This window comes from Breoghania corrubedonensis, assembly GCF_003053845.1.
Lineage (GTDB): Bacteria > Pseudomonadota > Alphaproteobacteria > Rhizobiales > Stappiaceae > Breoghania > Breoghania corrubedonensis.
This window is the reverse complement of record NZ_QAYG01000002.1, coordinates 326093-349497: the sequence shown is the minus strand read 5'-3', so window position 1 is coordinate 349497 and position 23405 is coordinate 326093. Positions and strand designations below refer to the sequence as shown.

Here is a 23405-nt window from a genome sequence, read left to right as displayed (position 1 = left end):
CGCGGCTCCCCTGGGGCCCGCACAGCCTGGAGCCGCCATCCATGCAGGATCCGCAGGACCCGAGAGACCCCGACACCGGCCCAGATATCGGTTCCCAATCCGATCAGGGCGGGGGCGGCGAAAACGAGTACGGCCAATGGACGGGGCATCCGACGGGGCCGGGTTACCGGCGCCCGCGGGGAAACGAGCCGCTGTTCAATCTGCCGGGCGTTGTCGTGGGGCTGATCGCGGTGCTGACCGGCATCCACCTGCTGCGGGTGCTGGTTTTCTCGCCGGATACGGATTTCAGGTTCCTGCTGGAGTTCTCGTTCCTGCCGCTTCGCTACGCCTCGCCCGAGGTGTTGAGCCAGGCGCTGGGCGGGGCGAGCCTTCCCGGCGGAGAAGGGGCGCAGGTCTGGACCTTCCTCACCTACGCCTTCCTGCATGGGTCGTTCACCCATCTCGCCTTCAACGCGCTGTGGCTGGCGGTTTTCGGCTCCGCGCTCGCCCGTCGTTTCGGCGCGTGGCGGTTTCTCGCCTTTTCCGCTGTCACCGCTGTTGCGGGAGCGGCGGCGCACCTCGCCACCCATTTCGGCGAGGCGATGCCGGTGGTCGGTGCCTCGGCTGCGATCTCCGGCCACATGGCGGCGGTTGCCCGCTTCGCCTTCGACCATGGCGGTCCGCTGGGCATGATGCGTGGTCAACACCCGTCGGCCTATCGCCAGCCCGCGACTTCGCTCGCCAAGTCTCTCTCCAACCGGCAGGTGCTTGCCTTCCTCGGCGTCTGGTTCGCGGTGAACCTGATCTTCGGCATGGGGTCGCTATCGTTTGGCGGCAATTCACCGACGATCGCCTGGGAGGCGCATATCGGTGGTTTCCTTGCCGGACTGGCACTTTTCTCCCTGTTTGACCCGGTTCCGCGTCGCACCTGAACAGGCGGCGGTCCCCAATTGTCGCGTATCTGTGACAACCCTGTTCACGAAGGCGCCCTTTTTTGCGACAATCCTTACGTAACGGCGGATTGAAGCACTGCCCCGCCGGTGGGTGAAGCATACGGGAGCGGCTTCGCCCGGTCTGCCGCGGCGGGCGCCGAGGTGGCCGCACCGGCAGGAACGGGTGTGGGCGTTTTCAAAAAGTCCGCGTCCTCGGGTCGTCGGCCGTTCCTGCGAGTTGATCTGCAACGGAGCAGGAGTGGAGGAAGCTATGACTGTCGGTGCAATCTTGAACGAGAAGGGCAACACGGTCGTTTCGATACGGCCGGATGCGACACTCGAGGATGTCTGCAAGCTGCTGCTGGAGCACCGCATCGGTGCGGCGATGGTGCTGGACAAGAATGACGACATCGCCGGGATCCTGTCGGAACGCGACGTGGTGCGAGCTGTTGGTCGCGAGGGCGACGCGGCGCTGAAGCGTGCGGCCAGCGATGTCATGACCACCAAGGTGGAGACCTGCATCGAGGACGACACCATCAACCAGGCCATGGCCCGCATGACCAAGGGCCGGTTCCGTCACCTGCCGGTGACACGGTCGGGCCGGATCATCGGCGTGATCTCCATTGGCGACGTCGTGAAATGGCGGATCGAGCAGGTCGAGCGCGAGGCGGAGGAGATGCGCTCCTACATCGCCATGGCGTAAGGCGGCGGTCCAACCGCCGCACGAACGCCCGTCATTGGCGTCCTTCGCCGCGTGAACGGCTGTCATCCCGGCGCTGTCATCCCGGCAAGGGCGGGGATGACAGTCGTAGGCGACGAAAAGAAAAGAAAAGCGGCGCTGCCGCGCGCCGCTCAATCCTTGCCATAGACCTCCTTGGGGTCGTAAACGCGGTCTTGCGTGATCGAGAGTTTCGTTTCGGCCGAGGCCGGACTTCCCAGTTCCACCGCGCGGTAGAAGCACGAGCGGTAGCCGACGTGGCAGGTGGCGCCGTTGCCGGCCACCCTGACCTTCAGCAGGATCGCGTCCTGGTCACAGTCGGTGCGCATTTCCACAACCTGCTGGATCTGGCCCGAGGTGGCTCCCTTTTTCCAGTATTCCTGGCGCGAACGGCTCCAGTACCAGGCCTCGCCTTCCTCTATGGTGCGCGCCAGCGCGCCCTCGTTCATGTAGCCGAGCATCAGCACCTCGCCACTGTCCGCGTCGGTGACGATGGCGGGCATCAGCCCGTCCGCGCCGAATTTCGGGCGCAGGGTGGTGCCTTTTTCAGTTTCGGTCTTGTCCGTCTGCGGGGCGAAGGGCGTTTCGGTCATGCGGTCGTTTCTGTCCAAAGGGGGAGGGGCGGGGCGGTCCGGGCGCTGTTTTCTAGCGGCGCAGCAGCGTCATGAAGCGCGCCTGTTCCGCCGGGTTGTCGCGGAAAACGCCGGTGAAACGGGTGGTCACGGTGGTGACGCCGGCCTTCTGAACGCCGCGCAGCGACATGCACTGATGTTCGGCCTCGATCATCACGGCCAGACCGCGGGGCTGGAGCGCTGTCTCGATCGCGGTGGCGATCTCCGCGCTCAGGTTTTCCTGTGTCTGCAGCCGACGGGCGTAAACGTCGATCACCCGGGCGAGCTTCGACAGGCCGACCACTCCGCCCTTGGGGTAGTAGGCGATGTGGGCGTGACCGATGAAGGGCACCATGTGGTGCTCGCAGTGGGAATAGAAGGGAATGTCGCGCAGCAGCACGATGTCGTCGTAGCCGTTGACCTCATCGAAGATCGTGCCGAGATAATCGGTCGCTGCCTCGTCGTAGCCCTTGAAGAATTCGTCATAGGCACGGATCACGCGCTGCGGTGTCTCGATCAGACCCTCGCGGGTCACGTCCTCGCCGATATAGGCCAGAAGGGTGCGTACGGCGTCCTCGGCCTGCGCGCGGGTTGGACGCGCGTCCATATCCGGTCGCTGTGCGGCCATGTCCTTGTCCTTGTTGTTGGCGGCTTTCACGACGGCGTCCATTTCGGACCTCTCCATCTGGGTTTGTCACATCCGGCGCTGGCCGGGACCGGCCGCATCCATATATAGAAGATGGAGCGGACAAGGCGAAGCGGCGGGCCTTGCGTCGAAGCGACGTGCGACAGGCCCGCTCGGTTTCCCTATATAGACTGTCGCGCCCGCAAGTGAAGGCGGGGGCCGTTTTCGAGGCGAGCATGATTGACGATATCTATAACAGCCGGATCCTGGAACTGGCGGGCAACATCCCGCGGCTTGGCCGGCTGGACGATGCCGACGGCAGCGCCAAGGCCCATTCCAAGCTGTGCGGCTCGACGGTGGTCGTGGACGTGAAGGTGGAGAACGGGGTCGTTACCGACTTCGCCCATGACGTGAAGGCCTGTGCGTTGGGCCAGGCGTCCTCCTCCATCATGGCGAGCCATGTGATCGGCGCGACGGCGCAGGAGTTGCACGAGGTTCGCGATGCCATGCGCGCGATGCTGAAGGAAAACGGCGCGCCGCCGGAAGGCCGGTTCGCCGAATGCGCGGTGCTGGAGCCGGTGCGCGACTACAAGGCCCGCCACGCCTCCACCATGCTGACCTTCGAGGCCACGGTCGATGCCGTCGATCAGGCGCTGGCGAAGGCCGGCGCCGGTGCGGCGGCGGGATCGGACGCGTAACGCGTCCTCCGCCCGCCTGCCTTTCGATGCGCGGCGATCCTACTCGGCCGCTTGCGCTTCCGCTTCCTTGACCACCTGCCGTTCGCTTCGCAGACCCTGAACGATGGAATAGCAGGCGAGCAGCAGTACGATGGTGAACGGGAAGCCTGTGGAGACCGCCATGGCCTGAAGGGCGGTCAGTCCGCCGCCGAGCAGCAGCGCGATGGCGACCAGTCCCTCAAAGCTCGCCCAGAAGACGCGCTGCGGCGTCGGGGCTTCCACCTTGCCGCCTGCCGTGATGGTGTCGATCACCAGCGAGCCGGAGTCGGACGAGGTCACGAAGAACACGATCACCAGAATGATGCCGATGAAGGACGAGATCTGGTGCAGCGGCAGCTGTTCCAGCATCACGAAGAGCTTCAGCGGCAAGTCGGCGTCGGTGACCGCCTGATACCCCTGGTTGACGACCTCGTGGATCGCCGTTCCGCCGAACACCGTCATCCAGAAGACGGAGACCAGCGAGGGGATCAGCAACACGCATGTGATGAACTCGCGCACCGTGCGCCCGCGCGAAACCCGGGCGATGAACATGCCGACGAAGGGCGACCAGGAGATCCACCAGGCCCAGTAGAAGGCCGTCCAGCCCTGACGGAAATTGTCGTCCGCACGTCCGATCGGGTTCGACAGCGCCGGCAGGTATTCCGCATAGGCGATCAGGTTGTCGAAGAAGCCGCGCAGGAGCGCCATGGTCGGGCCGGTGAAGAGCACGAACAGCAGCAGCAGGGCCGCCAGCACCATGTTGATTTCCGAAAGCCGCTTCACGCCCGCATCAAGCCCCGCGACCACTGAGGTCAGCGCCATGCCGGTGATGATGATAATCAGCACCACCTGCATGGTGGTGTTGTCGGGCAGGCCGAACAGGAAGTGGAGACCGGCGGCGGCCTGCGAGGCGCCGAAGCCAAGCGATGTGGCCAGGCCGAACAGGGTGGCGAGAACCGCCAGAATGTCGATGACGTGACCGGTCCAGCCCCACACGCGCTCGCCGAAAATCGGATAGAAGACCGAGCGCATGGTCAGCGGCAGGCCCTTGTTGTAGGCAAACAGCGCCAGCGCCAGCGCGACGATGGCATAGATTGCCCAGGGGTGCAGGCCCCAGTGGAAGATCGTCGCGGCCATGCCGAGTTTCCCGGCCTCGGCGATATTGCCCGGCGCACCGCCCAGCGGCGCCCAGCTTTCCGGCGATCCGGCGTTCGCGGCCACCGATGTGCCGTAATGGGTGATGGGTTCGGACACGCCGTAGAACATCAGCCCGATGCCCATGCCGGCTGCGAACAGCATCGCGAACCAGCCCGAATAGGAATATTCGGGTTCCGCCTCCGTGCCGCCAAGGCGCACCTTGCCCAGAGGTGAGACGACGAGCACCAGGCACAAGACGACGAAGACGTTGGCGGCCGAGAGGAAGAACCAGTCCAGCGTGCCCGTCAGCCAGTTCCTGAGGTCGCTGAAGGCCGGGCCGAGACTGTTCTGGAAGGCGAGCGTCACCAACACGAAGGCGACGATGGCGAGCCCCGAAATCAGGAAGACGGGGTTGTGGATATCGAGGCCGAAGGGCCCGATCTGAGGTTGGATGTTGTCCTGGCCGATCTCGTATTCGGTATCGATGACGTCGGCTTCCCCGTCGGGAATCAGGGCTGACTGGTCGTCGCTCATGGGCGTCTCTCTCAATTCTTGCCGGCGATTCGGGCCGGTTCAGATGCAGGCGGTCAGGGAGGTCAGTCGCGGATCACGAACACCGATACGGGCGCGTGTTGCGCGAGGTAGCCGGCGTTTGAGGCGAACAGATATTCCGGCGCCCCCGGCGCATGGGTGGCCATGACCACAAGGTCGACGCCGTTTTCCTTGATCGCACGTGCGAGCGTGGTGTCGAGATCGCGGGCCGGGTCGTGGCTCGTGTAAGTGCGCGCCTCGGCCTCGATCCCGCGCTCGCCGGCCTGCGCCTGCGCGAAAGCCTTGAGCTTTTTCGCAAAGTCTTCCGGTGTCCGGGCGACGGGGCCCGGCAATGAGGAAGAGATGCCGACGTACAGGATCGGAGCCTCGTAATGGCGCGACAGATCCGCGGCGACGCGCAATGCCTTCTCCAGTTTATCTGCATGGGCCAGGTCAACCGGAACCATGATCTTGCTATACATACAATCCCCCTCCGGTTTCGGACATGTAGACGCCTCTCCCGGCTCGATAAAACGCATTGAATGCGAACAGAGTTCCAAACGGATACGAAAAAATATTTATAGTCGGTTTTGATATATTTTTCAACGTGGCGAGTGCGTGCTGTGAATCGCAAATATAAAATTATGTATATTGCGATGTTCAAAATTTTATTGATATAACTTTGCGTAATGAAGATGTTGAAATGTGAAGTTCTGGCTTGTTTTTGACATGTATTCGCCACAATTCGTGCCTGTGCTTCTCGGGTAGTGCGACGACGCGTCATGTCAGCACTTGACCGGGCACGAGAGGCGTGATCGATGGGCCGCAGGTTCCTGCGGGAGGGTTCATGAAGACCATCGCGATCCTGTTGATCCGGTTGTACCGCTACACGTTCTCCGCTCTTTTCGGGCGGTCCTGCCGGTATCAGCCGACATGTTCGTCCTATACGGAGGAGGCGATCGTCCGGTTCGGCCTGTGGTCGGGCGGCTGGATGGGGCTGGCGCGCATTTTGCGCTGCAATCCCTTCGGGGCGAGCGGTTACGATCCCGTGCCTGAAGACGTGCCCGACAACGCGCACTGGTACATGCCCTGGCGCTACGGCCGCTGGACGGGCCGGCACATCGATCCGAAGACGCGTATCGACCTGCCGTGAGGCTGCTGCGCCGGCATCGGTGCATAAGCGGCCTTGCGGATCCGCTTTATTCTCTACGCTTGCGCAAAGTGCGGTATATTGGGGCGATCATAGGCGGCACGCCGTTCGCAGATCGATTTGCTGCGCCGGGTGCCGGTCCTCCGTACGTCTCGGCGTGCACCCGCTGGTATTGCAATCCGTTTCGAGCCCCATGCTCAATTCGCCGTCTCCGGCCACGATCCGGCCCGCCTGTTCGAACGATCTCGAAGCGCTTGTCGCGCTGGAGGAGCGCTGTTTTGAGGGCGACCGCATCAGCCGGCGCAGCTTCCGTCATATGCTCAAGGTCGACAGCGCGGAAATTCTGGTCGCCGAGGCGGAGGGGGCGCTCGCCGGTTCCGCTGTCCTGCTGAACCGGTCCGGCACCGGGCTGACGCGGCTTTATTCGCTTGCCGTCGATCCGGCCATGCGCGGGCGGGGCATCGCACGTCGTCTGTTGTCGGCCTGCGAGGAGGCGACGTTGGCGAACGGACGCATCGTGCTGCGGCTGGAGGTGCGCCGCGACAACGAGGCGGCCTGCCGGCTCTATGTGGCGCAGGGCTATCGCCGTTGCGGCAGCGTGCCCGATTATTACGAGGACGGGGAAACGGCGCTGCGCTTTGAAAAGCTGCTGCACGACGCTGCCATCACGCGCTCCTCGGTTCCCTATTACAACCAGTCGACGGAATTCACCTGCGGCCCTGCCTGCCTTGCCATGGCGCTGAAGCATTTCAACGCGGAGACCGAACTCGGCGAGGCGCTGGAACTGCGGCTATGGCGCGAGACCACAACGATTTACCTCGCTTCCGGCCTCGGCGGCTGCGGTCCCTATGGTCTGGCTGTCGCGGCGGCGCGGCGCGGGATCGATGTCGAAGTGCGTCTTAATACGGACGATTTCCTGTTTCTCAATTCGGTCCGCGATCCGGAGAAGCAGCGCGTGATGACCATCGTCCAGCAGGACTATCGCAACCAGGCCGAGGTGATGGGCATTCCCGTTTCCGCCGAACCGCTCTCCCCGCGGGAGTTGGCGGCGGCGATCGCTTCGGGCGCCGTCGCGATCGTGCTGATCTCCGGCTACCAGATGTTCGGCCGGCGCGAGCCGCATTGGGTCATTGTCCATGCGGCCGATCCGGGCCATCTCGTCATTCACGATCCCTGGCTCGAATACGAAGGTTTCGAAAGCGCCACGGATTCCTCCTCCCTGCCTATTCCCGACGCCGCATTCGACCGCATGGCCCGTTGGGGCCGCGCGGGCGTACGGGCGCAGATTCTCCTCAGAAAGGCTGCCTGATGGCCGCATGGGTCATCCTTGTCGATCACGCCAAGGACTTTTCGAACGCGGAAACCCCGCACAAGGTCATGACGGTGCGCGAATACATCACGAGCCCCAGGCTCTTTCGGGGCGCGCACCCCACCATCGTCAATCTCTCGCGCTCCTATGCCTACCAGGGGGCGGGTTATTACGCCTCGCTGCTGGCGGCGGCGCGCGGCCATCGCGTCATCCCGAACGTGGAGACGATGGTCGATCTTTCGCGCAAGACGCTCTACCGCATCGCGCTGCCGGAACTGGAGGACAGCCTCAACCGCGAATTGCGCGGGGCGGCGGAGCCGACTGAGGGCAACCTGCGCCTCACCATCTGCTTCGGCGCCGTGCGCGAGGCGCGTTTCCTGCGCTTTGCCCGGCTGCTGTTCGACTGGTTCCGCGCGCCGCTCATCCAGGTGACCATCAAATACGGCGAGTGGTCGACCATCGACCGCATCCGCACCGTCTCCATCCACGACATTTCCGACGAGGACCGGGACTTCTTCCACGAGGCGCTGGAGGTTTATTCGCGGCGCTCGTGGCGGGCGCCGAAGACGCGGGCGCAGCTGAAATACTCGCTTGCCGTGCTGCGGAATCCGAAAGAGGTGCTGCCGCCCACCTCGCCCGCCTCGCTGCGCTATCTGGCCAAGCTCGCCCAACGTCATGGCGTGGAAGTGGTGGAGATCGGCAAGGACAATTTCCATCAGCTCGCCCAGTACGACGCCCTGTTCATCCGCGAAACGACCTCGATCGACAACCACACCTACCGCTTCGCCAAGCGCGCGGTACAGGAGGGCATGCCGGTCATCGACGATCCGGTCTCGATGATCCGCTGCACCAACAAGGTCTATCTCGCCGAACTTCTGGAAGCGCACGGCATTCCGACTCCGAAGACGGTGATCATGAGCTCGCTCAAGGATACGCCCAGGATGGAGGAGAAGCTCGGCTATCCGGTCGTGCTGAAGATTCCGGACGGCTCGTTCTCGCGCGGCGTGTTCAAGGTGGAGAACCGGACGGATGCCGAGGCGAGGCTGAAGGAGCTGTTCGAGGATTCCGATCTGGTGCTCGCCCAGGAATTCTGTCCAACCGAATTCGACTGGCGCGTCGGGGTTCTCGACGGCGAGCCGCTGTTCGTGTGCCAGTACATGATGGCAAAGAAGCACTGGCAGATCATCCACCACGAAAAGGGCAAGCCGGCGGTGGAGGGCGACTTCAAGCCCTGCGCGCTCAACGAGGCGCCGCCGGAGGTGATCGACAACGCGGTGCGCGCGGCCCGTCTCATCGGGCAGGGGCTCTACGGCGTCGACATCAAGGAGACCGATGGGCGCTGCGTGGTCATCGAGGTCAACGACAATCCGAACCTGGAACACGGCGTGGAAGATGCCGCGGAGAAGGAATTCGTCTGGGACCGGCTGGTGCAGTGGTTCGTCCGCCGGCTCGACGCGCATTATTCGGGGTAGGCGCGCGGGAGGCGGGTGTTGGTGCTTCGTGGCGCCGGTCTTTCGTGTAGCGCATCCTTCGAGATGGGACACCCGTTCAATGTCGGAGAGGCCCCATCCCGCCGCTCTCACGCCGATGGCATCTTTTTGCCGTCCCTGATTTCCGCCGCCTTCCGTCTGAGCCGGGCCAACGGCTCGGGGCGGACCTTCCTGATCGCCTCCTTGCGGCCCGATGCGCCCGAGGCGGCACGGATCTGCTCGCGCAGGCGTTCAAGGTCGCGGTGGCGCACGTCGGCGATGAGTTCCTCGATGCGTGCCTCTGTCAGGCCCAGCGCCTCCAGCGCGTGACCGCCGAGGCGCACGGCGGATTCGAACGTTTCGCGCACCTCCGCATCAAGGCCCAGATTGGCGACCTGGATCGAATGAATGCGGTCGTAGGTTCGCGCGATCAGTTTCGGCTTCGGGAATTCGCGGCGGATCATCTCGATCATGCCGACGGTCTGTTCCGGCCGGTCGGAGCAGATGGCGATGAGATCCGCGTCTTCGGCGCCCGCCACGCGCAGCACGTCGCGGCGCGTTCCATCGCCGAAGTGGACGCGCGTTCCGAACCTGCGGGCCTCGCGGATACGGTCGGGATCGTTGTCGAGCAGCGTCACCGACGCGCCGGCGGCCAAGAGCGACTGCGTCACGACCTGGCCGATACGGCCGAAGCCGATGACGAGCACGTTGCCGCCTGCGTCGGAAAAATCCTCATCGATGGTTTCCGGCACCGCGCGGCCGTCGATGAGCGGGCGCAACCTGTCGGCGAAGGGGGCGGCGGCCATGGAGAAGGAAATCACCGCGACCAGAATGGAGGCGATGTCGTGCGGCAGGACCCCGGCGCCGGCAGCCGTGGAGAACAGCACGAAACCGAATTCGCCGTGCTGGCAGAGCGACAGGGCGGCGAGCCTTGAGCAATGGGGCGGCAGCCCGCCGGCACGCAGCACGAGATGCGTGGCAAGGCCCTTCAGCGTCATGAACAGCGGTACAGCCAGCGCGATGAGCAGCCAGTTCGCGGCCACCACCCGCAGGTCGAGCGAAATGCCGACGGCGATGAAGAACAGCCCGAGGAAAAGCCCGCGGAACGGTTCGATATTCGCTTCGACTTCATGGCGGAAGGGCGATTCCGACAAGAGCACGCCGGCGATGAAGGCGCCCATGGCGTAGGACATGCCGGCCATGTCCATGACGAGGGCGGCGGCGATGACGACGGCAAGCGCGCTCGCCGTCATGATCTCCGGCAGCCGGGTGCGCGACAGCAGCCGGAAGATCGGCTCCAGCATGTAGCGGCCGACGATGACGAGAAGCGCAATGGCGCAGGCGGCGATGGCGCCGTTCGTCAGCGCATCCGTCAGGCTCGGTTCCTCGCCGTGCGGCGACAGCATCCTGACGAGCAGCAACAACGGCACGATGGCGAGATCCTGAAACAGCAGGATGTAGAAGGCGACGCGGCCATAGGGCTCGGCGCGGTCGCCATGTTCGTCCAGCATCTGCATGACGAGCGCGGTGGAGGAAAGCGCAAGGCCGGCGCCGATGACGATGCTCGCGCTCCAGCCGAGGCCGTAGAGATAGGGCGGCAGGGTCATCACCGCGCCGCAGAGCACAACCTGCGCGAGCCCCAGCCCGAAGATCTTGCGCCGCATGGTCCACAGCTGGGAGGGTTTCAGCTCCAGCCCGATGACGAACAGGAACAGCACCACGCCGAACTCGGCGAAGTGCAGGAGTTCCTCGGCGGGCACGTCGAAATTCAGCGACAGGCCGGAGCCGACGCAGACGCCGGCTGTCAGGTAGCCCAGAACCGTGCCGAGCCCCAGGCGCCGGAACAGCGGTACCAGCACGCAGGAAACGACGAGCAGCGCCAGCGCTTCCCAGAAGAAGATCTCGACATGGTCGGGTTGATACCAGGGCACGAGGGGCTCATCTCCAGATCGGGCAGGACCGGGCGAACGGGTCGGGAAATGGAAAGTAGCCGGCCCGGCGCAAGTTTGCATCGCAGAATTTTGTCGAGAAAAGGCGGCGGGTGTCATGCGCTGTTCTTGCGCGAACCAGGTGCAGCGCGTCCCTCCCCCCTTTACGCGCGCGCTCGAAACACTTATTCCCCGTGCCTATATGACAACCCCGCTTACCTGCCTCGTTTGCAGGAGTGAGCCAGGAGACAGACATGATACATCTGACTTTCCCAGACAATTCCGTACGTGATTTCGAGCCCGGCGTGACCGGCAAGGCTGTCGCGGAAGGCATTTCCAAGTCGCTTTCCAAGAAGGCCGTCGCCGTCGCGCTCGATGGCGAGCTGTGCGATCTCGCCGATCCGATCCAGCACGATGCGAAGATCGAGATCGTGACGCGGGACGATCCGCGCGCGCTGGAGCTGATCCGCCACGATGCCGCCCACGTGATGGCCGAGGCCGTACAGGCGCTGTGGCCGGGCACCCAGGTCACCATCGGCCCCGTCATCGAGAACGGCTTCTACTACGATTTCAAGCGCGTCCATCCCGACACCCAGGAAGACTGGCCGTTCACGCCGGAAGACCTGCCGGTGATCGAGAAGAAGATGCGCGAGATCATCCAGAAGAACGCGCCCTTCACCAAGGACGTCTGGTCGCGCCAGAAGGCCAAGACGGTCTTCGCCGACATGGGCGAGGCCTACAAGGTGGAGCTGGTCGACGCGATCCCGGAAGATCAGGACGTCAAGATCTACCACCAGGGCGACTGGTTCGACCTGTGCCGCGGGCCGCACATGGATTCCACGGGCCGCATCGGCAACGCCTTCAAGCTGATGAAGGTGGCCGGCGCCTATTGGCGCGGCGACAGCAACAACCCGATGCTGACGCGTATCTACGGCACCGCCTGGGCGGACGAGAAGGATCTCAAGGCCTATATCACCATGCTGGAGGAAGCGGAAAAGCGCGACCACCGGCGGCTGGGCCGCGAGATGGATCTCTTCCACTTCCAGGAGGAGGGGCCGGGCGTCGTCTTCTGGCATGCCAAGGGCTGGACGCTGTTCCAGACCCTCGTTTCCTACATGCGCCGTCGTCTTGCCGGCGACTACGACGAGGTGAATGCGCCGCAGGTGTTGCACACCTCGCTGTGGGAGACCTCGGGCCACTGGACCTGGTACAAGGAGAACATGTTCTCCGTGCAGTGCGCCGATCCCGAGAGCGAGGACGACCGCGTCTACGCGCTGAAGCCGATGAACTGCCCGGGCCATGTGCAGATCTTCAAGCATGGGCTGAAGAGCTACCGCGACCTGCCGCTGCGCCTCGCCGAATTCGGCATGGTGCACCGCTACGAGCCCTCGGGCGCCATGCACGGGCTGATGCGCGTGCGCGGCTTCACCCAGGACGATGCCCACGTCTTCTGCACCGAGGAACAGCTGGCGGCCGAGTGCCTGAAGATCAACGACCTGATCCTCTCGGTCTACGAGGATTTCGGCTTCGAAGAGATCGTCGTGAAGCTCTCCACCCGTCCGGAAAAGCGCGTCGGGACCGATGAGGCGTGGGATCATGCCGAAGAGGTCATGGGCGCGGTTCTGAAGCAGATCGAGGCGCAGGCCGGCGGCCGCATCAAGACCGACATCCTGCCGGGCGAGGGCGCCTTCTACGGCCCGAAGTTCGAATACACCCTGCGTGACGCCATCGGCCGCGAATGGCAGTGCGGCACGACCCAGGTCGACTTCAACCTGCCGGAGCGCTTCGGCGCCTTCTACGTCGATTCAGACGGCGAGAAGAAGACCCCGGTGATGATCCACCGCGCCATCTGCGGCTCGATGGAGCGTTTCCTCGGCATTCTGATCGAGAACTTCGCCGGGCATTTCCCGCTCTGGATCGCGCCGAAACAGGTGGTGGTGACTACCATCACCTCGGATGCGGACGACTACGCCAGCGAGGTTCACGCCAGGCTGAAACGCGCGGGGCTGAAGGTGGAGCTGGATCTTCGCAACGAGAAGATCAACTACAAGGTCCGCGAGCATTCGCTGGCGAAGGTTCCGGTCATCCTCGTGTGCGGCAAGCGCGAGGCGGAGGAGGGGACGGTGAACATCCGCCGCCTCGGCTCAAAGGACCAGACGTCGATGACGCTCGACGAGGCGATCGCGTCGCTCACCGATGAGGCGATGGCGCCGGACCTGAAGCGGGTGCAGTAACGCTCACCGCTGAACCGGACAAGATCGAGAGGAAAGCGGGCCAGGTGCCCGCTTTTTTCGTTTTTCGGAGACGCGACGCGTTGTTTGCCTGTCGGTCGAGGTGACGCTTCCCGCAACGGCTGACGGGGCCGGTGTTACCGAAGTCCCCGGTTGTTTTTCCTGCTCTCCCATCCGTCATTGTCGGCTCCGACCGGCAATTCATGCCGTGATGTCGACAGGCGGGAAGAGGTGGATCTTGCGGGACGATCCCGGCTCTGGGGCCGGCTCGGCGGCCCGCCGGACACGAGGCGCGCGAGTGGTACCTTTCGCCGCTCACACCAATCCCTCCAACGTCATCACCCGGCGAAGTCCGGGTGATCCAGCGTTCTCCGCGCATGCCGCAACCGGAGGTGGATTGCCCGGACTGCGCCGAGTGATGACTGAAAGAGAGTCCTTGAACGAGAGGCACAAGCAAAAGCCAGGAGCCCGACGCGCCCGGGATGACGCCGGATGATCCCACCACAGGGTTGGCATCCCAACATCACGTCGCAGCGGCCGAGCCCTCAGTCAGTATCGAGCGCGAGGCCGGCGGCGTTGCCATCCTTGGTGCGGACTTCCACCTCGGCGTTGCGGCCGGGCTTCACCTCGAATTCGCGCGAGAAGAGCCGACCCTGATTGCGGGCGACGACCGTGTACTTGCCGGCGGTCAGCACATAGGAGGGGAAGGCGCCGTTGCCTTCCACGACGGAATCGCCGCTGGCGGTCAGCACCGACCAGGCGGTGTTGGCGATCGCCTCGCCGCCGAACTCGTTGACGAGCTTCAGCGTTACTTCCGCCGCGTTGTGGTAGATCGTCGCCTCGGTCAGCTTGCCGGCCTCGACCTTGATGTCGGCCCGCACCGTCGCGTTGACCCGGCCATAGCGGCTGACGACATGATAGGTGCCGGCGTTGAGCGGCACGATCTTGCCGGGCAGGACGTTGCGCGCCACCAGCTTGCGCTCGCCTCGGGTGTTGAAGTCCATCTCGTAGATATCGAAGCGGACCTTGGCGATATCGAGCGGAACGGTCTTGGAAACGACCCCGTTGAGCTTGATGCCGCCGGCATTGAAAACCACCGTTTTGGAGGTCTGGCCGCGCGCCACCGTGACCTTGGTGGTCACGCCTGCATGACCGTAGGCGGTGTAGACGAGGTAGGTTCCCGGATCGAGCTGGAACTCCGCGTCGCCGCCCTTGGACTTGGCGATCAGGTCGAGATGCCCCTCGTCGTTGATCGTCTGCGAATAGACGCGCCATACCAGCCCGTTGTCGATCAGCGGGCCATTGTCGGTCAGCCGCGCCATCATGTAGAGCGTGGTTTCAGACGGATCTCCGGGCTTGCCGGTCTGGGGTGTCGCTGCGGGCGCGTAGGGCAACGCGTCCCTCGGCAACGGTGTCATCGTCGGGGAGTTGAGCAGAAAGTCGAGAGAGGGTTCCGGTGCGTCTTCCGGCTGCGGCGCAGGGGGCACTCCAGGCGCTCCGGCGGGCGCGGGGGCTTGCGAGAACGAGTCCTCGGGCGAGGGGATCGGCAGCGGGGGGACCGGCGCCGTCTCCTGGGCGGTGGCGGACGTGGTGACGGCGAGCGCGACCACAAGAAAGGCGCCTGCGAGCGACGCGAGGGCACGCCTTAGCGGTATGGAAATCGCGAACAGCGCCGATCGCGCCGCAATGGCCGGATTGGGATGTGTCGTGGTCGGCCGGAAAGCCATCAGCATCTTCCGCGTTTTCGGGCGCGCCGGGGCTGCCCTTCTTGTTCGTTCGCCCGGTTATGCCTTGTCGCGCCGCGATTGGCCAGCGGGCCGATACCTCTCTCAGCCGCAAAAGGTTGGCGATTTCAAGTCCGCCGGATGCGGTCCGGTCGTGCGAAGCATTGACAGATACGGGGCTGTTGCGCTCACATGGCCGCGCGATGATTTTCCTAAAATATTGTTTTCAATCACCGAATCTATTGCCGGCACGGTTCTTCGCGCGAGGAACCGGGGATCGGTCGACACAAAGACGCAGTTCCCGTTGATGGGGACGCGACCAGGAAAGGCTGCAACGTACCATGCCCGAAGCTCTCTCCCTGCTCACCACCCGACGCACAATTCCGGCGATTGCGCTGGGCGCTCCCGGTCCCGACGAGGAGCAGATCCGCACGCTTCTTTCCATCGCCGTTCGAGTGCCCGACCACGGCAAGCTGAAGCCCTGGCGCTTCGTGCTGTTTGAAGGCGATGCGCGCGAGGCGGCGGGGGAAAAACTGCTGGCGCTGAAGCTTGCCGAAGCCGGAGATCTGGATGAGGCGCGCCAGAACCAGGAGCGCACCCGTTTCACCCGCGCGCCGCTGGTGATCGCCGTCGTCTCCACCGCCGCGCCGCATTTCAAGATCCCGGAATGGGAGCAGCAGATGTCGGCGGCCGCCGCCTGCATGAACCTCGTGCTGGGCGCCCATGCGATGGGCTTTGCCGCGCAATGGCTGACCGAATGGTACGCCTATGACGACAAGGCCAAGGCGCTTTTCGCAATTGAGGAAAACGAACGGGTCGTCGGCTTCGTCCATATCGGCACGCCGCAGGAGGAGCCGGTCGACCGGCCGCGCCCGGATGTCGAAACCGTCATGACCCGCTGGAGCCCCGAGGGGGCGGAAGGAACCGATACGTGAACTACGACGCGATAAAGAATGAGCACGGACTTCGCCACGATCCCTTCAAGGCCATCGTGGCGCCCCGGCCGATCGGCTGGATCTCTTCGCTGGATGCGCAGGGCAATGCCAATCTCGCGCCTTACAGCTTCTTCAACGCGGTCAGCGACAACCCGCACATCGTGATGTTCTCGTCCGCGGGCTGGAAGGATTCCGTCGCGAACATCGAGACGACGGGCGAGTTCGTCTGCAACCTCGCCACTTTCGCGCTGCGCGAACAGATGAACCAGTCCTCCGCGCCCTATGCGTCGGGGGTTTCGGAGTTCGGTGAAACCGGGCTGACGGCCGTGGCCTCTTCCGCCGTCAAGGTTCCGCGCGTTGGCGAGGTTCCGGTCGCGCTCGAATGCCGGCACCTGCAGACCCTCCAGCTGCGGGATCTTGAAGGGACGCCGGCCGACCGCTGGATGGTGCTGGGCCAGGTGGTTTCGATCTATATCGACGATGCGGTAATTCGCGACGGGGTGATCGACGTCACGGAATTGCGGCCTCTCGCCCGGCTCGGCTACCACGATTACTCGGTGGTCGACCATGTTTTTCAGATGACACGACCCAGGGGAGGCGGCGGGGAGGCTTCCGGCGCCGCGTGAGAGCGTAATTGCGAAGGACGCGACGACCCCTTCCGCCGTCACTGCCCGGCTTTGTCCGGGCAGTCCATTGTCGGTCGCCGTAGTCCCCGGATCCGGCATGGATCACCCGGACTTCGCCGGGTGATGACGGCAGCAGGGTGTGTCGTATGGGCAGCGCGGCACGAACTCCTTGCAGGCGGCCCATCCGCCCGCCGTCCGCATGCTCTCAGGCATGGACCCCGGCGAGCCGTGCCCGTTCCAGCAGTTTCCTGGCCCGTGTCAGGTGAGGGCGGTCGAGCATTTCGCCATCGAGGCCGATGACGCCGGCATCGCCCGCTGTCTCGAACGCGCCCACGATGCGTGCGGCGCGTTCGATCTCGTTGGCGTTGGGTGTGAAGACCTCGTTGATCACCGGCACCTGGGCGGGGTGGATCGCGAGCTTGGCGGTAAAGCCGTCGCGCACCGCCTCCTCGCACTCCGCCCGCAATCCGTCGAGATCGCGGAAGTTGGTGTAGACGGTGTCGATAGGCGCGACATGGGCGGCCACCGCGCCGAACAGACACAGGTTGCGGGCGAAGCGATAGGGTTCGGTGAACTCGCCGTTGGCGCGGTTGACGGACGAGCCGATGTCGGCGGACAGATCCTCGCCACCCCAGGCCATGCCGACAAGCCGCGCGCTCACGCCCTGATAGGTGCCGAGGGTGAAGAGCGAGGCAGCCGTCTCGGTCGCGATCGCGATGATGCGGGTGCGCCCGTCGGCGATGCCGCGATCGGCCTCGTGGACGGAGAGCATGGCGTCGAGCCGCTCCACGTCGCGCCCGCTGGTCGATTTCGGCAGGATGATGCCTTCGGGCGCCGCGGCCATGACGGCGTCGAGGTCCGTTTCGCTCATGCCGGTGTCGAGCGCGTTGATCCGCACATAAAGGCGCGGGCGCTCGTGCTTTGCTATGGTATCGCGCAGGAAGTAGCGCGTCGTCTCGCGAGCCGCCTGCTTGGCGTCCTGCGCCACCGAATCTTCCAGATCAAGCAGCATCACGTCGGCGCCGCTGGCCAGCGCCTTGGTGAGCTTCGGCTTGTCGTCGCCGGGAACGAACAGAAGGGAACGCATGGCTCACGCCTCCATCTTGAGGTCGGCGGTCTTCTTCTTCATGAAGGCCTGCCGTCGGCAGACGGCGACCAGATCGCCCTTCTGATTGAAGGCCTTGTGCTCGAACTCGACGATCCCGGCATCGGGTCGCGAGCGCGACTCGCGCTTGGAGAGCACTTGCGTCTTCACGTTGACCGTGTCGCCGTGAAAGAGCGGGTGCGGGAATTTCACGTCGCTCATGCCGAGATTGGCGATGGTGGTGCCGATCGTCGTGTCATTGACCGAAATGCCGATCATCAGACCCAGCGTGAACAGCGAATTGACCAGCGGCTGGCCCCATTCCGTCTGGGTTTCGCAGAAATGCCGGTCGATATGCAGCGGTTGCGGGTTCAAAGTCATGTTGGAAAAGAGCATGTTGTCCATCTCGGTCACGGTGCGCCTCAGCTCGTGATCGATGATCCGGCCAACCTCGAATTCTTCGAAATGCAGTCCTGGCATTGCGCCGTGTCTCCTTCCCAAGGGCGGTTTTCCGCTGTTTTTTCATCGGATAAGCATTCTGCTTTAGGCGATGGTTAACGCTGTATTAACGAATTTCGAGCGATGGTTAAGCCCGGATTAACCAAGAGGCTGTCGGCAATCAGGCCAAAAGACCGCTAGGAGGCGGGTGTCATGGAAGTGGCCGCAACGCCCTCGATTGCGTCTCGCATCGCTCTGGCCTTCCAGTCGGCCAGTTCCACGACCGGAACCGATTTCCGCTATCTGGTCAAGACGGCATCGCGCGAGTCGAATTTCGATGCGAGCGCAAAGGCGAGTGGTTCCAGCGCAACCGGACTGTTCCAGTTCATCGAGTCGACATGGCTGGAGACGGTGAAAACCTCGGGCGACAAGCACGGTCTTGGCGCCTACGCGGAGGATATCACCCAGCGCTCCGACGGCAGCTACACGGTGAGCGATCCGGCGCGCCGGCGCGAGATCCTTGACCTGCGCAAGGATCCGGAAATCTCTGCCGCGATGGCGGGCGAGTTCACGCGCAAGAACGCCACCTATCTGGAAAGCAAGCTCGGCCGCGAGCCCTCCGATGGCGAACTCTATGCCGCCCACTTCCTGGGCGCGGGGGGCGCCTCCAAGCTGATACGGCTGGCGCAGAACGATCCCGATCGCGCGGCCGACGGCGTCTTCCCGCGTCAGGCGCGGGCGAACAAGTCGATCTTCTACAACGATAACGGGTCTTCGCGCTCCGTGTCCGAGGTGCTCGACAACCTCGTTTCCCAGCATGACAGCCCCTCGCGCATCGAATATGCGACCGTTGTCGCCGCCTCCAAGCCGGTCCCGACGCCGGTCGCCAAGGCGCAGGCGATCGCGGCCGCCGCCGGCGTTCCCGGTGCGGGCAGCCTCGATGCGCAGACGGTGATCGCCAGCCGCTACTACCGCCCCGATGAGACGCGGGAGCTTTCCCGGGCGCTGGCCTCGTCTGCCAAGACGAGCGAAACGGATGCGCCGGCCGTTGCGCAAGCGGATGCGGCACAAGGCGGTGAGGCGCAGAGACAGACCCTCGCCATGGCGGAGGGCGCTGCGGAGAGTGCGGGCGAAGACAACGCGCAGGGCGGCACGCTGACCGCCTTCGCGCCGATGCCGCCGGCAGTCAAACCGGTCCGTGAGACCGCAGCCGAAGCCGAATTGCCCGTGCCCGATCCTGCCGTCGCCGTGGCTCTGGCCGAAGCGGAGGTGGCGGATACGCCTGCCGCTCCGCGCGCCGTTGCGGACGCCGCCACGTCCTCCGTCTCCGGCGAAGGCGAAGACCTGTTTACCAGCGGCAGTGCCTCGGCGCGCATTTCCGCCGCCTGGCGCGCGTCCCAGGCCTCGACACCGTTTCAGGCTCTGTTTCGCACGCAGGAGACGCCCGCCGACGCCCGCTTCGACGATACGTTCGTGAGTGCCTTCCGTGCTAGCCCGCAGGAGCTGCAGGAGGCGGTCGAGGCGCATACGGCTTCAAGGGATGCGCAGGGGACCATGCAGGTCGCCTCCAATCAGACCGGCTCCATCTCCGACGGCAGGCCCTTCGATCTCACCGGGTTCCTGAAGTACCAGATCTTCAAGGAGCCGGAGGATCTCGTCCCTCCCGCATGATGGTGAGGCGCGATGACGGCGACCCACCCGGATCGCCTTTCGCGCGGGGGCATCGCCCGTGCGCAACATGGTGAACCCAATCTTAAGTCTTGGCTGGCACAGTGGGTGTCCAGGTTCATCCCGTCCGGGACTTATCGATGTTTATCCGCAATCTTCTCTGTTGGATGGAGACGGCCCCGGATGCGCCGCGCGCGGATGCGGCGCAGGCGCTGGCGCGTGCCTATCTGACATCCGATCTCGACAGGGAAGACCGCGCGGACGCGGAAGCGGCGATGACGTGGCTGCTCGACGACGTCTCGCCATGCGTGCGCGCCGCGCTCGCCGATACGCTGGCCGACAGCGCCGATGCGCCGCGTCACGTCATTCTCTCGCTGGCCAACGACATTCCTCCCATTGCTTCGCTGGTGCTGATGCGTTCGCCGCTGTTTCTCGATGCGGAGCTGATCGATTTCGCCGCGCTCGGCGATGCAGACATGCAGATGGCGGTCGCACGGCGGCCGTCGGTTTCCGCCGCCGTGGCCGCCTCTCTGGCCGAGACGGGCGTGCTCGATGCCTGTCTGGAACTGCTCGCAAACCCGGCCGCGGATCTGAGGCGGGGCGCGCTGGAACGGCTCGTGGAGCGTTTCGACAGCGATGCGGAGCTGCGCCGGGTGTTGATGACGCGCGCCGGCGTTCCGCTGGCGGTGAAGCAGAAGCTGGTGGCGCAACTGGCCGAGCAGCTTTGCCGGGTTCCTGCCGTGGGAACCGGGCTCAAGGCGGAACGGGCCCGCACGATGCTGGGCGAGGCGCGCGACCGGATCACGGTGGCCATGGCGCGCGACGCCGATCGCGCGGATATCTGCGGTCTGGTGGTTCACCTGCGCGAAAGCGCCCAGCTCACGCCGACGCTGCTGCTGCGCGCCCTTTGCACAGGCAACATGAGCCTTTTCATTGCCGCGATGAGCGATCTGGGAGAGATGCCGGGTCCGCGCGTGGAGACCATCGTGATCAATGGCTGGGCGTCGAGCCTCAGGGCTCTGTTCAAGCGGGCGGGGCTGCCGCCAAAGCTTCATTCCGCGTTCGAGACCGCGGTCCTGAGTTATCGGGAAATCGCGGCGGCCGGCGAGCCGTTGTCGGGCTTTTCCTTCACCCGCCGGATGATCGAGACCGTGCTCGACGATCACGCGCCGGAGGAGGGATTCGACGACGGCCTCGATACCCTGCGCCGTCTGTTGCGGCGGCTGGAAAGCGAGTCCGCGCGCGAATCCGCCCGTCTGTTTGTCCGCCAGGCCAGCCTTCCCGCCGCCTGAGCGGCCGATCCCTCCCCACCTTTGCAGCGGCGACGTGCCCACCTTGTCGAAATCGCGGAGGGCGGGCATTCTCGCGCCCGACAACGCGACAAGCACGATATGCGGGAGGAACGCGCAATGACCGGTCATGTGTTGGCGATCGACCAGGGAACCACGTCCACGCGGGCAATGGTGTTCGATGAGGCGATGCGGGTAAAGGGCGTCGCTCAGATGGAGTTCGAGCAACATTATCCGCATCCCGGCTGGGTCGAGCATGAGCCGGAGGACTTGTGGGCGACGGTGGTTTCCACCTGCCGCCGGGCGATGACGTCCGCAGGTGTCGAGGCCGGCGATATCGCCTCGATCGGTATCACCAACCAGCGCGAGACGACCGTGGTCTGGGATCGTCGCACCGGGCGTGCCGTGGCTCCGGCGATCGTGTGGCAGGACCGCCGCACCGCCGCGACCTGCCAGGCGTTGCGCGAGGCGGGCAGGGAAACGCTGGTGAGTTCGCGCACCGGCCTGTTGCTCGATCCCTATTTCTCCGCGTCCAAGATCGCCTGGATTCTCGACAACACGGACGGAGCGCGATCTGCGGCGGAGGCGGGCAGGCTCGCCTTCGGCACGGTCGACAGCTTCCTGTTGTGGCGGCTCACCGATGGCGCGGTGCATGCAACCGATGCCACCAACGCCAGCCGCACCGCGCTCTACAACATTCATGAAGGGCGCTGGGACGAGGCGCTGCTCGATCTCTTCCGCGTGCCTGCCTGCATGCTGCCCGAGGTGCGCGATTGCGCGGCCGATTTCGGAACGTCCGATCCCGATCTTCTCGGCGGGCCCATCGCGATCCGCGGCATGGCCGGCGACCAGCAGGCGGCGACCGTCGGCCAGGCGTGTTTCGAGCCGGGAATGGTCAAGTCGACCTACGGCACGGGCTGTTTCGCGGTGCTCAACACCGGCAATGCGCCGGTGATCTCGAAAAGCCGGTTGCTGACCACCATCGCCTACCAGTTCGATGGTCAGCCGACCTATGCGCTGGAAGGCGCGATCTTTGTGGCGGGCGCCGCGGTGCAGTGGCTGCGCGACGGATTGCACATTCTGGAGGATGCAGCGCAATCGGGCGATCTGGCGGCGATCGCGGATGCCGCTCAGGAGGTCTACATGGTGCCCGCCTTCGTCGGCCTCGGCGCGCCCTACTGGGATGCGGAATGCCGGGGCGCCATCTTCGGCCTGACGCGGGGCACGGGGCGGGCGGAACTGGCGCGCGCCGCGCTTGAGGCGGTCTGCTTCCAGACCAACGACCTGATCGACGCGATGCACGGCGACTGGCGGGCGGCCGGTCACGAAGGCGCGGGCGCCGGCGCGCCCGTGCTGCGCGTCGACGGCGGCATGGTCGCCTCGGACTGGACCATGCAGCGCCTCGCGGACGTGCTCGACGCGCCGGTCGACAGGCCGCGCATGCGGGAAACGACGGTGCAGGGAGCCGCCTATCTCGCCGGTTACGGGGCAGGGCTCTATCCCGATCCGACCGCCTTTTCGAAGGGCTGGGCGCTTGAGCGCCGGTTCACGCCGACAATGGATGCGCCGGTGCGCGAACGCATGGTCGCGGGATGGCGCGATGCGGTGTCGCGCACCCTTTCGAAAAACTGACCAGACCTGCCGGAATTGATATTCCGATAGTCGTATGTTTACGTAGTCGACATGCGGCGACCGGATGTTCTTTTGCGAACAGCGGGGTATTTTCGCCGCGTGCCGTCACCGATAAGTGAAGGGATGCCGCTTGTCGTCGCCTGCGCGGCAAGAGATGGTTCAAAATCATTGAGTAAGGGAGAAGATCAATGCGAATTCGTGCAGCTTTCCTGCTGGCCGGTCTTGGGGTCGTCGCCTTTGCCGCAGCGGCGGTCGCCCAGGGTGATCCGATCAAGCAACGTCAGGAGACGATGAAGGCCATCGGTGGCTCGATGAAGGTTCTGGGCGAGATGGCCAAGGGCGAAAAACCCTATGACGCGGACGCGGCCAAGGCTGCCATGACCAAGATCAACGAAAGCATCGACGGCTTCACCGCTCTCTTCCCCAAGGGCAGCGAAACCGGCGGCGATACGGCGGCATCGCCGAAGATCTGGGAGAACATGGCCGAATTCGAAGAGGATGCGGAGGCCCTGAAGATGGTTTCGGCGGAGCTGACGCCGGTGGTCGGCGAGGGGATCGATTCCCTGCGCGGCTCGCTGGGCAAGCTCGGCGGGGCCTGCAAGGACTGCCACGAGGATTTCCGTCTCAAGAAGGAATAGCGACGACGCCAACCGCACATGCGGGCCGGATCGCT

At 64.6% G+C, this 23405-nt stretch carries 21 protein-coding genes; 13 read left to right on the top strand and 8 right to left on the bottom strand.

Features of this window, described 5'->3' with window-relative positions; genetic code table 11:
* Positions 1-41 precede the first annotated feature (41 nt).
* Together C8N35_RS09775 and C8N35_RS09770 are read left to right on the top strand one after the other, a co-directional pair.
* Positions 42-911, top strand: a complete 870-nt coding sequence (locus C8N35_RS09775; RefSeq protein WP_107989487.1) for a rhomboid family intramembrane serine protease — start codon at positions 42-44, stop codon at positions 909-911.
* Between the two features lie 271 nt (positions 912-1182).
* Positions 1183-1614 carry a CBS domain-containing protein gene (locus C8N35_RS09770; protein ID WP_107989486.1) on the top strand — a complete coding sequence of 144 codons (432 nt, stop codon included), beginning with the start codon at positions 1183-1185 and terminating at the stop codon, positions 1612-1614.
* Positions 1615-1763: 149 nt separating this feature from the next.
* Here C8N35_RS09770 and hisI read toward each other — a convergent pair whose 3' ends face one another.
* Positions 1764-2222 (bottom strand): phosphoribosyl-AMP cyclohydrolase, encoded by a 459-nt coding sequence (gene hisI / locus C8N35_RS09765; RefSeq protein ID WP_107989485.1) that lies wholly within the window; start codon positions 2220-2222, stop codon positions 1764-1766.
* Between the two features lie 52 nt (positions 2223-2274).
* On the bottom strand, positions 2275-2910 hold the full coding sequence (gene folE / locus C8N35_RS09760) for a GTP cyclohydrolase I FolE (RefSeq protein WP_107989484.1): 636 nt from the start codon (positions 2908-2910) through the stop codon (positions 2275-2277).
* 191 nt (positions 2911-3101) lie between these two features.
* Between folE and C8N35_RS09755 the strand changes: the two genes are divergently transcribed.
* Positions 3102-3563, top strand: a complete 462-nt coding sequence (locus tag C8N35_RS09755; protein WP_107989483.1) for an iron-sulfur cluster assembly scaffold protein — start codon at positions 3102-3104, stop codon at positions 3561-3563.
* 39 nt (positions 3564-3602) lie between these two features.
* Here the strand turns inward: C8N35_RS09755 and C8N35_RS09750 are convergent, their stop codons facing one another.
* Both C8N35_RS09750 and C8N35_RS09745 read right to left on the bottom strand, forming a co-directional pair.
* Positions 3603-5252 (bottom strand): BCCT family transporter, encoded by a 1650-nt coding sequence (locus C8N35_RS09750; protein ID WP_107989482.1) that lies wholly within the window; start codon positions 5250-5252, stop codon positions 3603-3605.
* Between the two features lie 62 nt (positions 5253-5314).
* On the bottom strand, positions 5315-5731 hold the full coding sequence (locus C8N35_RS09745) for a universal stress protein (RefSeq protein ID WP_107989481.1): 417 nt from the start codon (positions 5729-5731) through the stop codon (positions 5315-5317).
* Between the two features lie 365 nt (positions 5732-6096).
* On the opposite strand from C8N35_RS09745, the gene yidD reads away from it, so the two are divergent.
* The 3 genes from yidD to C8N35_RS09730 all read left to right on the top strand — a co-directional run bounded on the left by yidD (position 6097) and on the right by C8N35_RS09730 (position 9180).
* A complete protein-coding gene (gene yidD, locus C8N35_RS09740; protein ID WP_107989657.1) occupies positions 6097-6402 on the top strand; it encodes a membrane protein insertion efficiency factor YidD in 306 nt (101 codons plus the stop codon).
* A 190-nt stretch (positions 6403-6592) separates the two neighbouring features.
* Positions 6593-7708 carry a GNAT family N-acetyltransferase/peptidase C39 family protein gene (locus C8N35_RS09735; protein ID WP_107989480.1) on the top strand — a complete coding sequence of 372 codons (1116 nt, stop codon included), beginning with the start codon at positions 6593-6595 and terminating at the stop codon, positions 7706-7708.
* Entirely contained in the window at positions 7708-9180 is a 1473-nt protein-coding gene (locus C8N35_RS09730) for a RimK family ATP-grasp domain-containing protein (RefSeq protein ID WP_107989479.1), read from the top strand. Before C8N35_RS09735 ends, C8N35_RS09730 begins: the two co-directional genes overlap by 1 nt.
* A gap of 107 nt (positions 9181-9287) precedes the next feature.
* Here the strand turns inward: C8N35_RS09730 and C8N35_RS09725 are convergent, their stop codons facing one another.
* The gene (locus tag C8N35_RS09725) at positions 9288-11108 is read right to left on the bottom strand and encodes a monovalent cation:proton antiporter-2 (CPA2) family protein (RefSeq protein WP_170122061.1); all 1821 of its coding nucleotides are present in this window, start codon (positions 11106-11108) and stop codon (positions 9288-9290) included.
* Between the two features lie 251 nt (positions 11109-11359).
* Here C8N35_RS09725 and thrS point away from each other — a divergent pair, with 251 nt between their 5' ends.
* A complete protein-coding gene (gene thrS, locus C8N35_RS09720) occupies positions 11360-13339 on the top strand; it encodes a threonine--tRNA ligase (RefSeq protein WP_107989477.1) in 1980 nt (659 codons plus the stop codon).
* A gap of 542 nt (positions 13340-13881) precedes the next feature.
* Here thrS and C8N35_RS09715 read toward each other — a convergent pair.
* A complete protein-coding gene (locus C8N35_RS09715; protein ID WP_210203467.1) occupies positions 13882-15063 on the bottom strand; it encodes a hypothetical protein in 1182 nt (393 codons plus the stop codon).
* A 338-nt stretch (positions 15064-15401) separates the two neighbouring features.
* Between C8N35_RS09715 and C8N35_RS09710 the strand changes: the two genes are divergently transcribed.
* Together C8N35_RS09710 and C8N35_RS09705 are read left to right on the top strand one after the other, a co-directional pair.
* A complete protein-coding gene (locus C8N35_RS09710) occupies positions 15402-15995 on the top strand; it encodes a nitroreductase family protein (RefSeq protein ID WP_107989476.1) in 594 nt (197 codons plus the stop codon).
* A complete protein-coding gene (locus C8N35_RS09705; RefSeq protein ID WP_107989475.1) occupies positions 15992-16621 on the top strand; it encodes a flavin reductase family protein in 630 nt (209 codons plus the stop codon). The genes C8N35_RS09710 and C8N35_RS09705 overlap by 4 nt, the downstream gene beginning before the upstream one ends.
* Positions 16622-16826: 205 nt before the next feature.
* On the opposite strand, the gene C8N35_RS09700 is transcribed toward C8N35_RS09705, so the two are convergent.
* Both C8N35_RS09700 and C8N35_RS09695 read right to left on the bottom strand, forming a co-directional pair.
* Positions 16827-17708, bottom strand: coding sequence for an HpcH/HpaI aldolase/citrate lyase family protein (locus tag C8N35_RS09700; RefSeq protein WP_107989474.1), 882 nt, complete (start codon positions 17706-17708; stop codon positions 16827-16829).
* 3 nt (positions 17709-17711) lie between these two features.
* A complete protein-coding gene (locus tag C8N35_RS09695; RefSeq protein ID WP_107989473.1) occupies positions 17712-18185 on the bottom strand; it encodes a MaoC family dehydratase in 474 nt (157 codons plus the stop codon).
* A gap of 171 nt (positions 18186-18356) precedes the next feature.
* On the opposite strand from C8N35_RS09695, the gene C8N35_RS09690 reads away from it, so the two are divergent.
* The 4 genes from C8N35_RS09690 to C8N35_RS09675 all read left to right on the top strand — a co-directional run bounded on the left by C8N35_RS09690 (position 18357) and on the right by C8N35_RS09675 (position 23370).
* Complete coding sequence (locus C8N35_RS09690) at positions 18357-19814, top strand: hypothetical protein (RefSeq protein ID WP_107989472.1); 1458 nt, start codon at positions 18357-18359, stop codon at positions 19812-19814.
* 137 nt (positions 19815-19951) lie between these two features.
* On the top strand, positions 19952-21103 hold the full coding sequence (locus C8N35_RS09685) for a DUF2336 domain-containing protein (protein ID WP_107989471.1): 1152 nt from the start codon (positions 19952-19954) through the stop codon (positions 21101-21103).
* Between the two features lie 117 nt (positions 21104-21220).
* On the top strand, positions 21221-22732 hold the full coding sequence (gene glpK / locus C8N35_RS09680; protein WP_107989470.1) for a glycerol kinase GlpK: 1512 nt from the start codon (positions 21221-21223) through the stop codon (positions 22730-22732).
* A gap of 188 nt (positions 22733-22920) precedes the next feature.
* A complete protein-coding gene (locus C8N35_RS09675) occupies positions 22921-23370 on the top strand; it encodes a c-type cytochrome (protein ID WP_107989469.1) in 450 nt (149 codons plus the stop codon).
* Positions 23371-23405 lie beyond the last annotated feature (35 nt).

What these genes read in the sequence shown, in the direction of transcription:
- C8N35_RS09775 (WP_107989487.1), top strand. Translation starts at nt 42, where the DNA reads ATGCAGGATCCGCAGGACCCGAGAGACCCCGACACCGGCCCAGATATC.
- C8N35_RS09770 (WP_107989486.1), top strand. Translation starts at nt 1,183, where the DNA reads ATGACTGTCGGTGCAATCTTGAACGAGAAGGGCAACACGGTCGTTTCG.
- hisI (WP_107989485.1), bottom strand. Translation starts at nt 2,222, where the DNA reads ATGACCGAAACGCCCTTCGCCCCGCAGACGGACAAGACCGAAACTGAA.
- folE (WP_107989484.1), bottom strand. Translation starts at nt 2,910, where the DNA reads ATGGACGCCGTCGTGAAAGCCGCCAACAACAAGGACAAGGACATGGCC.
- C8N35_RS09755 (WP_107989483.1), top strand. Translation starts at nt 3,102, where the DNA reads ATGATTGACGATATCTATAACAGCCGGATCCTGGAACTGGCGGGCAAC.
- C8N35_RS09750 (WP_107989482.1), bottom strand. Translation starts at nt 5,252, where the DNA reads ATGAGCGACGACCAGTCAGCCCTGATTCCCGACGGGGAAGCCGACGTC.
- C8N35_RS09745 (WP_107989481.1), bottom strand. Translation starts at nt 5,731, where the DNA reads ATGTATAGCAAGATCATGGTTCCGGTTGACCTGGCCCATGCAGATAAA.
- yidD (WP_107989657.1), top strand. Translation starts at nt 6,097, where the DNA reads ATGAAGACCATCGCGATCCTGTTGATCCGGTTGTACCGCTACACGTTC.
- C8N35_RS09735 (WP_107989480.1), top strand. Translation starts at nt 6,593, where the DNA reads ATGCTCAATTCGCCGTCTCCGGCCACGATCCGGCCCGCCTGTTCGAAC.
- C8N35_RS09730 (WP_107989479.1), top strand. Translation starts at nt 7,708, where the DNA reads ATGGCCGCATGGGTCATCCTTGTCGATCACGCCAAGGACTTTTCGAAC.
- thrS (WP_107989477.1), top strand. Translation starts at nt 11,360, where the DNA reads ATGATACATCTGACTTTCCCAGACAATTCCGTACGTGATTTCGAGCCC.
- C8N35_RS09715 (WP_210203467.1), bottom strand. Translation starts at nt 15,063, where the DNA reads ATGGCTTTCCGGCCGACCACGACACATCCCAATCCGGCCATTGCGGCG.
- C8N35_RS09710 (WP_107989476.1), top strand. Translation starts at nt 15,402, where the DNA reads ATGCCCGAAGCTCTCTCCCTGCTCACCACCCGACGCACAATTCCGGCG.
- C8N35_RS09700 (WP_107989474.1), bottom strand. Translation starts at nt 17,708, where the DNA reads ATGCGTTCCCTTCTGTTCGTTCCCGGCGACGACAAGCCGAAGCTCACC.
- C8N35_RS09695 (WP_107989473.1), bottom strand. Translation starts at nt 18,185, where the DNA reads ATGCCAGGACTGCATTTCGAAGAATTCGAGGTTGGCCGGATCATCGAT.
- C8N35_RS09690 (WP_107989472.1), top strand. Translation starts at nt 18,357, where the DNA reads ATGGAAGTGGCCGCAACGCCCTCGATTGCGTCTCGCATCGCTCTGGCC.
- C8N35_RS09685 (WP_107989471.1), top strand. Translation starts at nt 19,952, where the DNA reads ATGTTTATCCGCAATCTTCTCTGTTGGATGGAGACGGCCCCGGATGCG.
- glpK (WP_107989470.1), top strand. Translation starts at nt 21,221, where the DNA reads ATGACCGGTCATGTGTTGGCGATCGACCAGGGAACCACGTCCACGCGG.
- C8N35_RS09675 (WP_107989469.1), top strand. Translation starts at nt 22,921, where the DNA reads ATGCGAATTCGTGCAGCTTTCCTGCTGGCCGGTCTTGGGGTCGTCGCC.